This is a genomic window from Paradesulfitobacterium aromaticivorans (assembly GCF_054657415.1).
Map to the genome: position 1 here is coordinate 1 of NZ_BAAHYT010000009.1, position 13207 is coordinate 13207.

General features: G+C 45.6%; 25 protein-coding genes. 4 read left to right on the forward strand and 21 right to left on the reverse strand.

Annotated features, from left to right (window positions below; all coding sequences use genetic code 11):
- The 16 genes from ACYQ2N_RS04435 to ACYQ2N_RS04510 form a co-directional block, all read right to left on the reverse strand.
- A partial coding sequence (locus ACYQ2N_RS04435; RefSeq protein WP_459997774.1) for an ATP-binding protein occupies positions 1–617 on the reverse strand: 617 nt, incomplete at its 3' end.
- Positions 618–850: 233 nt separating this feature from the next.
- On the reverse strand, positions 851–2119 hold the full coding sequence (locus ACYQ2N_RS04440; RefSeq protein WP_459996751.1) for an AAA family ATPase: 1269 nt from the start codon (positions 2117–2119) through the stop codon (positions 851–853).
- Positions 2116–2679, reverse strand: coding sequence for a hydrolase (locus ACYQ2N_RS04445; RefSeq protein ID WP_459996753.1), 564 nt, complete (start codon positions 2677–2679; stop codon positions 2116–2118). The genes ACYQ2N_RS04440 and ACYQ2N_RS04445 overlap by 4 nt, the downstream gene beginning before the upstream one ends.
- Positions 2676–3065, reverse strand: a complete 390-nt coding sequence (locus ACYQ2N_RS04450) for a DUF7768 domain-containing protein (RefSeq protein WP_459996755.1) — start codon at positions 3063–3065, stop codon at positions 2676–2678. Before ACYQ2N_RS04450 ends, ACYQ2N_RS04445 begins: the two co-directional genes overlap by 4 nt.
- 56 nt (positions 3066–3121) lie before the next feature.
- The gene (locus ACYQ2N_RS04455; protein ID WP_459996757.1) at positions 3122–3691 is read right to left on the reverse strand and encodes an HNH endonuclease; all 570 of its coding nucleotides are present in this window, start codon (positions 3689–3691) and stop codon (positions 3122–3124) included.
- Between the two features lie 8 nt (positions 3692–3699).
- Positions 3700–4188: a 3D domain-containing protein gene (locus ACYQ2N_RS04460; RefSeq protein ID WP_459996759.1), complete on the reverse strand. Its 489-nt coding sequence runs from the start codon at positions 4186–4188 to the stop codon at positions 3700–3702.
- Between the two features lie 9 nt (positions 4189–4197).
- Entirely contained in the window at positions 4198–4410 is a 213-nt protein-coding gene (locus ACYQ2N_RS04465; protein WP_459996761.1) for a hypothetical protein, read from the reverse strand.
- A 2-nt stretch (positions 4411–4412) separates the two neighbouring features.
- Entirely contained in the window at positions 4413–4664 is a 252-nt protein-coding gene (locus ACYQ2N_RS04470) for an AbrB/MazE/SpoVT family DNA-binding domain-containing protein (protein ID WP_459996762.1), read from the reverse strand.
- 19 nt (positions 4665–4683) lie between these two features.
- On the reverse strand, positions 4684–4983 hold the full coding sequence (locus ACYQ2N_RS04475) for a CpXC domain-containing protein (RefSeq protein WP_459996764.1): 300 nt from the start codon (positions 4981–4983) through the stop codon (positions 4684–4686).
- Positions 4984–5022: 39 nt separating this feature from the next.
- A complete protein-coding gene (locus tag ACYQ2N_RS04480) occupies positions 5023–5166 on the reverse strand; it encodes a hypothetical protein (protein ID WP_459996766.1) in 144 nt (47 codons plus the stop codon).
- 182 nt (positions 5167–5348) lie between these two features.
- On the reverse strand, positions 5349–5546 hold the full coding sequence (locus ACYQ2N_RS04485) for a hypothetical protein (RefSeq protein ID WP_459996768.1): 198 nt from the start codon (positions 5544–5546) through the stop codon (positions 5349–5351).
- On the reverse strand, positions 5543–5902 hold the full coding sequence (locus tag ACYQ2N_RS04490; RefSeq protein WP_459996770.1) for a hypothetical protein: 360 nt from the start codon (positions 5900–5902) through the stop codon (positions 5543–5545). The genes ACYQ2N_RS04485 and ACYQ2N_RS04490 overlap by 4 nt, the downstream gene beginning before the upstream one ends.
- Before the next feature lie 148 nt (positions 5903–6050).
- Positions 6051–6290 (reverse strand): hypothetical protein, encoded by a 240-nt coding sequence (locus ACYQ2N_RS04495; protein ID WP_459996772.1) that lies wholly within the window; start codon positions 6288–6290, stop codon positions 6051–6053.
- Positions 6290–6454, reverse strand: coding sequence for a hypothetical protein (locus ACYQ2N_RS04500; protein ID WP_459996774.1), 165 nt, complete (start codon positions 6452–6454; stop codon positions 6290–6292). The genes ACYQ2N_RS04495 and ACYQ2N_RS04500 overlap by 1 nt, the downstream gene beginning before the upstream one ends.
- Positions 6455–6487: 33 nt before the next feature.
- Positions 6488–6658, reverse strand: a complete 171-nt coding sequence (locus ACYQ2N_RS04505) for a hypothetical protein (protein ID WP_459996777.1) — start codon at positions 6656–6658, stop codon at positions 6488–6490.
- 21 nt (positions 6659–6679) lie between these two features.
- Positions 6680–6970, reverse strand: a complete 291-nt coding sequence (locus ACYQ2N_RS04510) for an Rpo12/RPC10 RNA polymerase subunit family protein (RefSeq protein ID WP_459996779.1) — start codon at positions 6968–6970, stop codon at positions 6680–6682.
- 94 nt (positions 6971–7064) lie between these two features.
- Here ACYQ2N_RS04510 and ACYQ2N_RS04515 point away from each other — a divergent pair, with 94 nt between their 5' ends.
- Positions 7065–7205, forward strand: coding sequence for a zinc ribbon-containing protein (locus ACYQ2N_RS04515; protein ID WP_459996780.1), 141 nt, complete (start codon positions 7065–7067; stop codon positions 7203–7205).
- Between the two features lie 171 nt (positions 7206–7376).
- On the opposite strand, the gene ACYQ2N_RS04520 is transcribed toward ACYQ2N_RS04515, so the two are convergent.
- From ACYQ2N_RS04520 to ACYQ2N_RS04535, 4 genes are read right to left on the reverse strand one after another with little or no spacing between them, the layout of a single operon-like run.
- On the reverse strand, positions 7377–8048 hold the full coding sequence (locus ACYQ2N_RS04520) for an antA/AntB antirepressor family protein (RefSeq protein ID WP_459997776.1): 672 nt from the start codon (positions 8046–8048) through the stop codon (positions 7377–7379).
- A complete protein-coding gene (locus tag ACYQ2N_RS04525) occupies positions 8048–8650 on the reverse strand; it encodes a GIY-YIG nuclease family protein (protein ID WP_459997777.1) in 603 nt (200 codons plus the stop codon). The genes ACYQ2N_RS04520 and ACYQ2N_RS04525 overlap by 1 nt, the downstream gene beginning before the upstream one ends.
- Positions 8651–8702: 52 nt before the next feature.
- The gene (locus ACYQ2N_RS04530) at positions 8703–8885 is read right to left on the reverse strand and encodes a hypothetical protein (RefSeq protein ID WP_459997779.1); all 183 of its coding nucleotides are present in this window, start codon (positions 8883–8885) and stop codon (positions 8703–8705) included.
- 12 nt (positions 8886–8897) lie between these two features.
- Positions 8898–9131 (reverse strand): helix-turn-helix transcriptional regulator, encoded by a 234-nt coding sequence (locus tag ACYQ2N_RS04535; RefSeq protein ID WP_459997780.1) that lies wholly within the window; start codon positions 9129–9131, stop codon positions 8898–8900.
- A gap of 195 nt (positions 9132–9326) precedes the next feature.
- Between ACYQ2N_RS04535 and ACYQ2N_RS04540 the strand changes: the two genes are divergently transcribed.
- From ACYQ2N_RS04540 to ACYQ2N_RS04550, 3 genes are all read left to right on the forward strand, one after another.
- Positions 9327–9662, forward strand: coding sequence for a helix-turn-helix domain-containing protein (locus ACYQ2N_RS04540; protein ID WP_459997782.1), 336 nt, complete (start codon positions 9327–9329; stop codon positions 9660–9662).
- Between the two features lie 17 nt (positions 9663–9679).
- Entirely contained in the window at positions 9680–10333 is a 654-nt protein-coding gene (locus ACYQ2N_RS04545) for an ImmA/IrrE family metallo-endopeptidase (protein WP_459997784.1), read from the forward strand.
- 79 nt (positions 10334–10412) lie between these two features.
- Entirely contained in the window at positions 10413–12005 is a 1593-nt protein-coding gene (locus tag ACYQ2N_RS04550; protein ID WP_459997785.1) for a recombinase family protein, read from the forward strand.
- On the opposite strand, the gene ACYQ2N_RS04555 is transcribed toward ACYQ2N_RS04550, so the two are convergent.
- The gene (locus ACYQ2N_RS04555; protein ID WP_459997786.1) at positions 11940–13199 is read right to left on the reverse strand and encodes a GspE/PulE family protein; all 1260 of its coding nucleotides are present in this window, start codon (positions 13197–13199) and stop codon (positions 11940–11942) included. The two genes, ACYQ2N_RS04550 and ACYQ2N_RS04555, sit on opposite strands and share 66 nt — an antisense overlap.
- Between the last annotated feature and the right edge of the window lie 8 nt (positions 13200–13207).

Genomic DNA, 13207 nt, shown 5'->3' on the forward strand with positions numbered 1-13207 from the left:
GCCGTATTTATGACCCGTTTGCCACCCTGGGCCTTGTTCTTTTTGTCGTCTGTTTTGACGACATAGGTTTCATAGTTCGCGAAGAGGACCATGTCAGCCCACTCCTTGACCAGTGGAGCTGTTTTTTTCTGTAGCTTCATCTCCCACCGGTCATAAGCTCCCATCTCATCAGGTTGCTCAAACTTTCTCATTTGGGCGTGAGCAGTTAATACTACATTGATACCTAACTCAATGAGCTCCTCGAGGTAGTTTAGAAGCTTGCCAAACTCTTCGGCCAAGTACACATAGCCTTTGCCGTAGCCAAAGTCCTCGATCCCTCCTTTATTGGCTTTGGCGCATATTTCAATGATACACAGTTGTTCTGCCCAGTCTGCGGTATCAATGATCAGGGAATCGCATTTCTGCGGATGGGCTTTGAAGTATTTGACTTGCTCCAGGAGCATCGCCCAGCTACTGGGTCTTGGTGTCCTTGCTACATCCATGTGCTTAGTGCTGCCCTCGGTGTCAATAAACACTGGATTTGGAAACTGAGCCGCAAAGGTAGATTTTCCGATACCTTCAGGGCCGAAAATTACGCACTTTTGAGCACTGGCGATTTTTCCTCTTGTGATTTCCATTAAACTACCTCCTCCTTATGGCTTCTTTTATTGTTGGCCTGCGTCTTTGCATCAACCCATCGACAGTTCCAAGGAGCATCCCGTTACGAAGACTGGCCGAACGTGAAAAGGTGTCTTTCCCACAGTCACATTTACAGTGCCATAATGCCTCTCGGTTTCGGGTTCCTGCTCTCTCTATAACCGTAAGCTTGCCAAAGCGCTGCCAGGTTAAATCAATAAATTTGCCCATGATATCAAAACTCGCCAGCTTTCCAGGTAGGAGTACTTTGAACAGGTTCCTCTTCACCTACTACATATCCATCAGAAATCACTATGGAACATTCAGGCCCCGTGCTTACCCGCGTTGCTATAGCCTGAAGCCCCTCGGCCTCCAGCCACTGACCGAACTCTTGGAGTGTATCCAGGTCCATCTGCTCAAGCTTGTCAAGTAGGACAAAACCGCAATTAGGATTCAGTTTTCTAACGATGGCAGTGGATACCTTGAGCTGATCAGACCCTGACATGTTATCCCACTTAAATCCGTTATAGGTTAACTCACCATCAACAACAGATAAGCCAGGTAGAGGCAGATCAGCACCATTCAATAAGTCAGTTTTTTGCTTTCTGATCTCATTGATGTCAGCAGTAAGTTTGGCATACTGGTTTGCATAATCGAGTGAATCATCCTCGGCTTTGTCTTTATCGAGATTGGCTCGAACCTTAATATTGATCTCTTCAATATTCTTGATATTGTTTTCCAGTTCTTCTGTGGATTCGTCGTGCAGATCAAGGGCAGACTTCTGAGCCATTTCTAAATCAGCCAGGATTAGCGTCTGCTTTTCTAATAGATCATCTATCTGTCTCTTTATACGATCAGCCTCGCCCTGAAGGTACTGCAAGTTCTGCCGTTTCCGCTGGTTCTCGCCATTCCTCGCAAGGATATCCTGCTGTTGCCTAATCAGCTCTGATGCTGAAACAGGTTCTTTCGGCGCATCCGGATAATACGGTTGCTCTTTGGCAAACTTCTTCTTTTGATCAGCAATTTGGCCAATTGTTGTACGGCGGTTATAAACTTCCTGCTCTTTATGATCTAGTTCGTAAAGCTTGTCACCTACGCCAATAATCTGCAGAAGAGTATTAGCCTTTTCTTTGGGGCTGGCTTGCATAAACTTGGGAAGATCAAGAGCTAACTGCTCCACGAATTCATTAAGGAGCTGCTGACCGCCCTTCTGGCCATTTGGATCGATAACTTTGAGATCACTGTTTTTGCCCTTACGCTCAACAACCAGGCCGTTTGACATTACAATGTGTAATGTCGGTGGAATCACGGAGCCGGCACGTTGCGCCTCAGAAGGGCGATACTTCTCTCCGCCTAAGGCCCAGGCAATAGAATCAAGTACAGAAGTTTTCCCCTGGTTGTTTTTACCGCCAACTATCGTTAAGCCATTAGCAGAAGGCTCGATTTTTACGGCCTTGACTCGCTTAACGTTTTCAATTTCAAGCTTGTTGATTTTAATACTCAAAATGTCCCCATCCTTTCTTGATTCTCAAGGATATAAGTTGCTTCCAGGTCCGCCATGTGGAGTAAAACTGCCAGCGGATACTTTCTGAATGCCTCTCCCATGGCCTGAATCATGGAATAGTCTTGAATACCCGGAGTAAAGCCCCCCATATGCCACCGAATAGCCATGAATTCACTGGTTTTGAGTTTTACATAACGATTAAGCAACAGAGCCGACTTTTCGCCATGTCCATAGGGAAATTGGTCTTTGATGGTGTAGAAAGGTTTTTGGACCCATACACCATTCTCTTTGACATTTCGCATTTCTTGGGTATAGAAGTTTATCTTGCAGAAGTCGTGAGATAAGGCTGTTATAGTGGCGGATTCAATGTTTACTGCTTCCCTTTTTGCCAGACAATCAAAGACGTTTAGCGAGTGCTCCAATAAGCCGTCTTCCCGGGATAAGTGATACTTTGTGCTGCAGGGTGCCGTATAAAAATCGGTAGTCTCCAGCCAGTTAAGCAAGTCCTGGACGCCTTCACGCTTGACGTTCTGCCAGAGTTCAATAAAGCGGGCCTTCATGATAGGCCTCCTGGCTTCTTGAGCCACTCCGGTGCTGGGCCTTTGAATATGGGATAATCCCCATCCCAGTCAACTACAATCCGAACAGGAATGATCAGTTCATGAGCCCATCTTAGTTCGTCCCCGCAACCATCTGACCTCTCCCACGCGCCGAATAACCAGTGTTCATGAGCGTTTTGCTCCATAAGTTCTCTCCCAAATCTAAGCGCGGTTTCTCTTTCCCCTGGCGCATGCTCGTGCATAAAACTGAAAGCATGCAGTGGGCTTATAGGCATAATCCCTATTTTCATCAAGCGCCGGCAGATTACCGTAACCTCGCGGAAGTTCTCAGTCTCATTACCCCTAAAAGGGTGAGAGACGAATATCCTTTTCACCGTATAATCCACACCTCCATCTCCTGCACCCCAAATTCCAGCGCATTCTCCCGGCTCTCTCCAAGATGTCAAATATGTGCCCAAACTTCTCGGCTGATAATTCTACCAACATGAGTTTTGCTTAATTGAAATCTTCTTGCCAATTCTGCTTTGGTTATTCCATTTGCGTATAATCTTCTTAAACTCAAAACATTGTCCTCGGTTAATTTTGAAAATGGATTATCTTCGCCTAACATGTTTCTCCTACCCTTCATTACGGCATCACGAAGATTTTCCGATTGAGTTCCAAGAAAGATATGATCCGGATTCACGCATGCGGGGTTATCACATTTATGACAGGCTTTGATGTGTTCGGGAATAGGACCATGATGCAGCGCATAATAAAATCTGTGAGCAATATAAGATTTGTGATTAGCATGGAAAATACCGTATCCGCCGTTTGCTTTGTGGCCTGTCCATATCCAGCAACTATCTGTCTTTTGTACATTGGACATAAATCTTTCCTCAACTGGCTTTATCAAAGACATTGAATAACATCCGTGTGAGCAGAATTTTTGTTTTTGATCTTTTCGGGCAATGAACGCCTTGCCACAATTAACACATATCCGGTCTTCATATTGGCGATAGTGCTTTTGCATACGACCTCCTATTGTAGAATCCAAACCTCTAGTTGCCTCCGGCCAAACTCCAACGCTCGTATTACCGCCGTCTCATCCACCGACGGATCGCCAAGGTAAATATCCATGTGCCCGCTCCCGACTCCCCTATCTTCAACAACAAAGATTCCGCGGTTAGGCTTGTCCTTGAAGTAAGGAATATAAACTTTAGTTCCAAATGGAAGCTCAGGACCGGCAGCCACCGTGTACCACTCTTCGGTTTTGGTTTGACTTGCTGTTTGCCCATAAGCTGGATCTGCAGGTGTTTTGCCTGTTGACTCTTTGCCGTCTGTGTAACCAGTGCATTCCATCACCCGGCGCTCGATCTGCGGCGCGCCCCGGCTGATCTGGTGCGGGCTATCCCGTACTACTGGAGCCGCTATCGGTTTCTCCTTAGACTCCGGAGCAAAGGCTTGTCCATGGACTGGAACCAGGCTTGAGGCCAACAAGGCCAGAGCCAGGAGGAACGCGCTCAGCATCCTCATCCTTCACGCCTGCAGAAAATGTGGCTTCATCAAACTCCCCAACGGCCTCTCGGGCACAAAGTCAGGCCGCCCTTTTTCGTAGTACCTCATCCGCGGAATCTTGTTCCCGCCCAGCTGCTTGCACTCAGCGCCGTGGAAAACTTCGCATGCTTGGGCATAATACCGGCAGCCGCTATCCCGGCATTGTTGGCGCTTCTGGCGTTCACTTTTGGTCATCGTCACCGATCCCTCCTGGCTGCCAATGAATCAATGCACTCTCGGCAAACCTGCTTCCCTCTGATCTCTACAAGATGCTCGACATTACCACAAAGCACACAACCGGGCTGATATTTCTTGAGGATGATTTGATCGTCCTGAGTAAAGGCCTCAAGTGGATCGCCTTCTTCAATCCCCAGGGTGCGCCGAAGCTCTTTAGCGATAACAATTCTTCCAAGATCGTCAATGCGACGAATTATGCCTGTAGCTTTCATCTGTTTTCGTCTCCTCTCTTTAAGGGGCAATAACTCCGGCCCATAGGAACCGGCGTATGGCTTTGAGGTAAATCCGGAAATCCCGGACCGTCCCACTGAAGCTGTCTAGGACGATCTGGTTATGATATGGTATATTTTCGGTCGAGTATGCTATACTATTGTCAAGAGTAATTTTTTCTAGGTCCGTTTGGCTTTGCAGAGTCAGCGGACCGTTTTGTTTTACGGGAATTGTGTAGCCGCAGTTCGGGCAGGTCCAGTCCAATTCTTGAGCAGAGGAATGGAATGTTTGCCCGCAGTGTGGGCATGTGCGATGTTGCATGGTTGTTGCCTCCTTATTCTCCTTTGCATCGTATCAGTGTTAGGCTTTACTCCAAAATACTCTACCAATGAAGCGCGGCAAGTTTATTTTTAACTTCAACGGGTGGAAATAAAAAACGTATGTTTCACGCCCACCTTTTGCAGCTTGCTTATCGCTGGCATATCGAATGACTTTGCTTACCATTACAACTCACCTCCCCTCCCTACGCCACTCTCTGCATCACAATCCAACATCTCACCGCGATCTCGACCGCTTCGCCGGGGCTTGTCCTCTGCTTATAGCCCACGCGATTGACCATGATGTCTAAAGTCGTGAGCTCCATGATCTCGCGGAATTCGCGGTCCGTGAGCTTGCTAAGTCAGGATTCAAGGAGTTTGCGGAGCATTGAGTTCATCCTCCTTAAGCCATCTGATACAGCATTGCAACTCTTTATTTCCCTCGCATACAAAGTTGTCAGCTACGCTACAGTCGCTCTTGCAATATTTGTCTGTAATATCTCGGCTAATAATCTGTTCTGCTACTTCCGCGATTGACATAGCCTTGATTCGTTCGAACCTGGTCAACTCGTTTCTTCCTCCTTCAACTCAGCAATCTCAGTCACCATTTGCCTGATGTCATTCCGGAGCATCCGTAAATACTCAGTTAGCATTGTAGGTTCATCTAATGCACTTTGTCCTGCGGCCTTTGCAGCCTTGAGGTCATCCATCAATTGATCTCGTTCCTTGGCTGTGATAGCTTCCCAGCCGTAAGCTTCCTGGATTTCGTCCTCGGTTTCGTAGTCACTCAGGACGGCTGTTCTTTTTTCGATTTTGGCAATCTCCTTGGCCCGCTTGGCTATTGCTTTGCCTTGGAGCTTTTCGAGTTCTGCTAAGTACATCTCAAGCGCTTTAAGGTTTGCTGGCGGTGTTTCTCTTTGCATTAAGCTTTCACCTCATTCCCGGCTTTATTTCTTCGCAATAATCACAATCCTGGCAATTGTAATCACAGTCACCAAGACCATCCGTTATGTCCTTAGCATCTGAGCACCAGCAGCCGTAGTAGTTGCACCATTTATGCATTTTGGCTTATCACCTCCGATTTTCTAAAAGAGCAACCGCATGTATAAAATAGTCTAAATCTACAGGCGCCCCACCAGCATTTAAGAAATCTTCAATGATACTGAAAACCGTATCGTCAAACCCTGGTATCCTAGCGCATAGATCGGGCCTTATCTTCATGGCCTTGATAGCCCCGGCAAAAGGCGGAGGTATCTTCGCATCGCCAAGCGACCGTTCAAAATAATCGGCGATTTCGGCATAGTTTGTCATCATTTAACCTCTTCTTGTTTCAGCCAATTAAGGCAGCATTCGTAGCAATTAGCAGTATCGGATTTTGTGCACTCGATATCTGCTAAGCCCATTTCATTGGGGCACATAATAGTAACTGCCATCTCCTCAATAGACATGCTCTTAATCAGCTCATAGTTTGTCATACTGGCTTCTACCTCCCTTAGATGCTTGTCCACCTACACCGGCCACCGCTTCGGCTCCCGGCGTATCGTCCGCCCGGCGGCAAAATACGTCGCGTTCCAGTGCCGGCCATACCGCTCCTCGCGGATCCGGCGGACGCTCTCCTGGATGCGCTGGTCGCCGATCAGCGCGCGGAGCGCGGTGCGAAGGAGGTTCTTGATGTTCATATCTTTATTCTCCTTTCTCTCCTACCTGGGGAATCTCGAGCAGCCACTCTCCTCCATCCAGTCGCATGCTGCCTGGCACTCGTTGCATGGCAGGATGCGCTCTCCGCACTCCGGGCAGAGTGACGCGCGGTAAGCCGGAATTTCAACTTCGATCATGCAGTTCGAGCACACCTCAAGGGTCTTGCGTTCCGGTTCCGCCGTAACCATGGCATGCACAGCTTCACGAAGGGCTGCCTTTGCTTCCCAGTCCAGGTTGATACCCCACTTTTCGAGCCAGGATTCTAGCGGGGATTTAGGGGTTTGTTCTGCCACCGATATCACCTCACTTTTTGACAGGGTTTTCCTCTTTCGCGTCGAAATGGTAGTTGTCCAGACTATCATCTTTTGACGAAGGGAGGTGCCTCTTATGCCAAGTACTGGCGAAAAACCAGGTAAAGGAAGTTATCAGTGCACTAAATGCGGCCAAATTATAAGACTGGATGACAACACTGATACCCTACCGCCATGCCCAAGATGCAATGGGACAAACTTTAGAAAAATAGGCTAGTCTCGCTGGAAGGGTGTTCTATTATAAGGATTTTTGGATCCTGTGGAAGAACACTCTTCCTAACCACATCCACCACCTGGAAGTAAATCGCCCTTGCTCTGTGCTGTACTGGCTTAGATATTTGCGCGGTATAAGTTGCCCTGTTTTCATGCTTTCTCGCCTCCTTTCCCTCTAAGCTATCCGCTTGCGCCTCAGCCGCTCGTAATACTCGCTGAGCGTCTGTTTGCGTTGCTCGTAGTCTGGGATCGCCAGGATGAGGCCGATGTCAGCTCTTTGTAGTGCCTCAATGGCCTGAATCTGCGGAAGAGTTAAGTACGGTTTGATGACTGCTCCCTTGTCGATTCCATGCAGCTCCCTGAACTTCTTTGCGTCCACTCCGAGCACAATGCGGTAGATCATGTTGATCTCGTTCGAGAAGTGGTAGTGTTTGGGTTCCTCGTGTGCGTCCATGATGGCTGCGGTGAAGGCCGGGAATTCGATTTTGGTGGCTTGGAGGGATGCCCTTCTTTCCATTTCTAAGCGCCAGCGCTTTTCAACTTCGATGAAATACTTTCTTATTTGCCTGCCGATTTCATTACTTTCAACCATTGCGATCTCTTTAGCGACATCAAGTTTCAGTGCATATTCCATTGCTTTTCTGCCGCCCTTACTTTTACTCAAATATGAGTAAAAGTCCTGACCTGCGAGAAAGTCGTAATCCCGTATTTTTCTTGAGATCCAATCATTGAATCTTGTTTGGACTTTAAGAAGAGAATGAAGTTCCCTACCATCGACGATTCCTTCTTGTTGCTTATTTTCATAAACGGCCAACATCCCTGATTCAAAAAGTTTTAAGCCTTTCATTAACTCACCCCGCCTAAGGCTTGAGTTCTATATATTGCAGTAAATAATCTAAGTGACATATCTACATCTTCATCATCCGTAACGGTAATTTCGCCTGTCTGCTTACAAAAATATAATCTGAAGCCATTTTCTTCTAAGTACTTTTTGAATGTAGGATGTTCGTCTAGGAATAGCTGCAATTCTCTTTTCATGTACGCCTCATCAAACTCCCGAAATAAATCAAAAAGGCCAGAACTTTCCTCTCGTTCTTCTTTTTTGCTTAAATCAAGTTCAAATGAATTCAAGGCGTTGCATGCCTGCTCAAATGAAGTTTTAAACCACTCTCCATTGAGCCTTTCTTTTTCAAATAAGGCATGCATTGAATTTTCAATGTCCGAATAATTGCTGCATGGTTTTGTAAAGCAGAGCCTTTTAAGATTCCTTCCTGATTGAGTTCGAATTGCGTTTATTCTTGAAACCAGATTCTTGGTTCTACCAATTTTGACGCAGCCGTCTGCCTCGACAATATAAACGTGTCCTTGGCCATGCACGGCAATAACCTTGGAAGTGGTAAATGGTATTTCATTGAGGTCATCGGGATCAAGAAAAACTAATTTATCCATGAAATCACCTCAAAAACGTGAAATGTAATTGGAATAGGTTTGGCTTATTAAGTTAAGCAGGCCTATCTACTGATTCACGCTGTGCCATTTCCATCAGTATTGGTTGGCAAGCTCGTTCAATGTCGGCTTTGACCTTCGCTATCCGCTCCGGAGATTGATCTATCGGGGCAATGATGTAAACCGTTCCGTTGCCAACTTTAAGTGTCATAGCGGGGATTGCTCCTTCGGGTAACATGATGGCTCCCTCCTACCCGGTTTGCTCTTCATTTTTATCACTATTAGTTGTAATAAAGGGTAAAAAAATATCCTCTAGTTTACACCCAAATAGATTTGCCATTTTAACAGCTAGTAGAGAACCCGGCTTTTTCAACCCTTCCTCAATTTGGTACATCATTCCTGCGCTTATATTAAGCTTTTGCGCAGCTTTTTTTGCTGTTTCAATTCCGGCCTTAACTCTAAGTGCTGTAATATGATTAGCCACTGTTTCACCCCCCTTCGGATCAAGAATACAACTATCTGTTGCAGACAGCAAGACCAAATACAACCTATGGTGAGAAATTAGGCCGAGTTTTCTCCTAATAGCTTTGGAATGCTTAATATCTCTTAAAATATCACTTATAGTTGGATTGACTAAAATTGCAACCGTTGGTTATAATTACAACTAGAGGTGAATAAAATGATCGGCAAGATTATTAAAGACTTAAGAGCACAAAAAGATATAACTCAAGAAACCTTAGGTAAAGCTATAGGAGTAACTACATCTATGATCGGTATGTATGAAACAGGGGCTAGAAAACCAAGTTTCGAGGTATTAAATAAAATAGCTGATTATTTTGGTGTTTCTACAGATTACCTTTTAGGAAGAAATGATTTAATAAACCAATCGACAGACAATATTCCTGCCGGTATATACCTTCGGTTAGCTAAAGAAGCAGAAGAAATGCAACTCCCTGAAAAAGATGTACAGCTTATTCTTGAAATGTTTAAACGCTTTAAGAAAGCTAATGAATGATTCAGGGGGAGCAAGAGATGACAAAAGCCGAATTATATAGAACAGTAAATGACATTAGAAATTTTTATTTTCTTCATAATTATCCGCTTAATTCTAAAGAAATCGCCAATTATTTGAGTCAACTTACCGTGATGGAACTCGATTTTTCTGGTCCAAAAATCGGTGGAATTTTAATGAAGGGTGAAAAGCATAGCTTTATTGGTCTTAACTCATGTAGAGACAACTGGGAGCAAAATTTTGATTGTATGCATGAATTATTTCATTATTGGATGCATCCCCCTAATACATACACGTGCTATTCAATTCCCAGAGATACATATTTAGAATGGGAAGCTAACGAAGGTGCCGCAGAAATGCTTGTGCCTTATTATAAATTTATACCTGAGGTTTATGATATTTATTGTCGTAACATTAATACCCAATATTCTATAGATTATTTAAACTATTTTGCAGAAAAGTATTTTGTGACTCCGAGAGTTATTCAGCTACGAATAAAAAGTTTATCATATGAGATTAGTCAATATGCAAATGGTGTACCTTTAGATAACCTTCGAATTTTATCAAAGAAATCCCAGGAACGTTTAAGAATAAGGGTTCCAGATTTTTCTTTGTGCCTTGATTTTGGGCATGCTCTTGAGTGGGATGCAGCAATTGGCAATGGACGTTTCTGATTTTTTTTGAAAGGATGCGAAAAGAAGTGAACCATTATCACAAATAAATAAGGGAAATACAAGAATGAGGTGATAGCCAATGACTACCCAAAATGAGCGTATCTTATTACACCTGCGCAAGTCTCGAGCTGACCTGGAGGCTGAGGCACGTGGTGAAGGGGAAACGCTCGCTAAGCATGAAGCCTACCTGCTTAAATACGCCAGTGAAAAAGGATTGAATATCGTTGAGATTCGCAGAGAATTAGAATCCGGAGAGCATCTATCCCACCGGCCCAAGATGATGGAAACATTACGAGAGGTCGAAGCAGGGCTTTATTCGGCTGTCCTCTGTATGGATGTGGATCGGTTAGGCCGTGGGAATAAGCAAGATCAAGGCATTATTTTGGAAACATTCAAAAAATCAAAAACAAAGATCATAACCCCGCGCAAAGTTTATGATCTCAGCAACGAATGGGATGAGGATTTCTTTGATTTCGAGCAGTTTATGGCAGCGAAGGAATTAAAGTACATAACCCGCCGTATGCAAAGGGGGCGAAGAGCATCCGTTGAAAACGGTAACTTTATCAACCCAATCCCTCCCTACGGATACAAAATTACAGTTCAGGACCGTTGCCGTATCCTTGCCCCACATCCAGAGCAGGCTGCCGTAGTGCGCATGATCTTTGATCTCTATACGCGAGAAGATCTAAACGAACGGATGGGATCCAGCAAGATTGCCAATTATCTAAATGATATGGGTTATCCGTCAGCAACGGGGAAATTGTGGTCAAGTGCCAGAGTATCAGATATAATAAAAAATCCGACATATGCCGGATTTATGCGCTGGGGAAAAAGAGATAAGCGTAAGTCAACGAAGCCGGGATTTAAAACAGAATCTACCCAGAGAAAAGACGATGAGATAGTTTTTGTCGTTGGAAAACATGATCCGCTCGTATCGGTTGAGCAATTTAGAAAAGCGCAGGAGATTATCGGTAAGAAATATCACCCTCCATATCATCTTATCAACGGCATTACAAATCCGTTAGCTGGCCTGATTAAGTGTGGTTTATGCGGTAAGACCATGGTTTCCGCTCAAGGGCAAAAAGAACAGTATACGAAGTGTAGAACGCGCGGATGTCAGACGAAAGCAGCGAAAACCCGTTATGTTGAGGAAAAAGTACTAAACGCGCTTAGACAATGGTTAGCGGAATATGAAGTAAAACTAAAACAGCAGAGTGATGTTGCCAAGCATTCCACGCCGGTAGAGTTTTTCAAAAAAGCATTAGATAAGCTGAATAGGGAACACAACTTACTATTAAAACAGAAAAGTAGCTTACATGATCTATTGGAACAAGGAATTTACTCCAAGGAAGATTTTCTTGAACGCTCAAGGGTGTTGCTGGACAAGTTAGAAGAATCACGTGCTAGAATGGAGGAATTAACCAGTCAGCTTGAACAGGCTCGTAGCAAAGTGAGTCTACCGAGGGACATTGTGCCAGAAGCAAGGCGAGTCATTGACCTCTATTGTGTTACGGAAGACACGGCTAATAAGAATGAGTTGCTGAAGTCACTATTAGATTATGTCGTGTATACAAAGTCAAAGGGCCAGCGTGAGGATGATTTTGAATTAATTATTTACCCAAAGTTGCCACAGGAAAAGGTTTATCCCTTGGTGCCACCATATACGGGATGATTCTTCATCCCGGATTTCTCCTACCATGATTACATCCGGGTCCTGACGCAAGATTGCCCTTAAACCAGCTGCAAATGTCAGCCCAATGCGTGCGTGTACTTGAACTTGATTTACTCCGGCCAGCCTGTACTCAACCGGATCTTCCACTGACACTACATTAAGGACATTTGCGTTCAATTCCCTGAGCAAGGAGTAAAGCGTGGTAGTTTTCCCGCTTCCTGTAGGGCCTGTAACAAGAATAAGGCCGTGATGCCGCTTAAGCAGCGACCTTAATTCACGTTCAATTTGCGGACGCATACCCAAAGAATTCAGCGAACGGCGTGCGGTCTCGGAGTCAAGAATCCTCACAACCACCTTTTCCCCATACACAGTAGGCAAAGATGATACCCGCAGGTCAATATTACGGGCTAGTAAGGGCATGACAATACGTCCGTCCTGGGGGAGCCGCCGTTCGGCCACATCCATTCCGGCCATCACTTTAAGGCGGGCTGTCACGGAGCGTGCTGCGGAAAGCGGCAGCCGCCGTTCAAGGTTAAGCTGCCCGTCTAAGCGAAAGCGCACGGACAGTTCCCGTTCTCCCGGTTCCCAGTGTACATCACTTGCTCCTAGCTCGATCGCTTGCTGTAACAGGGAGTCTACTATCCTGACCGTGGGACCGTCGTGTCCCAAATGCTCTCCGCTGTCCAGACCCCACAAGCCAGGTTCCTCGCCCAAACGGGCAGGCTGAGAAGACAACTGAGCTACCGATTTTTCCACCGTCAGATGTTGGCGAATCGCAGCCAGGATGTCATGATCCAAGGCCAACATTGGTTTAATTTTGTACCCGGTTGTCAGTTGAACATCTTCGAGGGCGCGTACATTAGTGGGGTCAGCCATCGCCAGCTCTAATTCACCATTGCTTAAGCGCACAGGAATTAAAAGATGCCGCCGCGCCAAATCTTCCGGAATCAACTGAACTGCTGCAGGGTCAACTTTGACTTGGGTCAGAAAAACTCTGGGTATGCTTAAATATCCGCTCAGAGCATCCGTTAGCTGTTCCGCGGTCAGTAAACGCAAGCGAACTAAGGCCTCTCCTATTCTCTCCCCCGGCGCTCGCTGCTCCCGTAACCCCTCGGACAAAGCCTGCGCCTCAATATACCCGCTCCGCACCAGGAATTGTCCGAATTCTTCAACAACTGCCTTAGCTTTATTCAATCGAATCA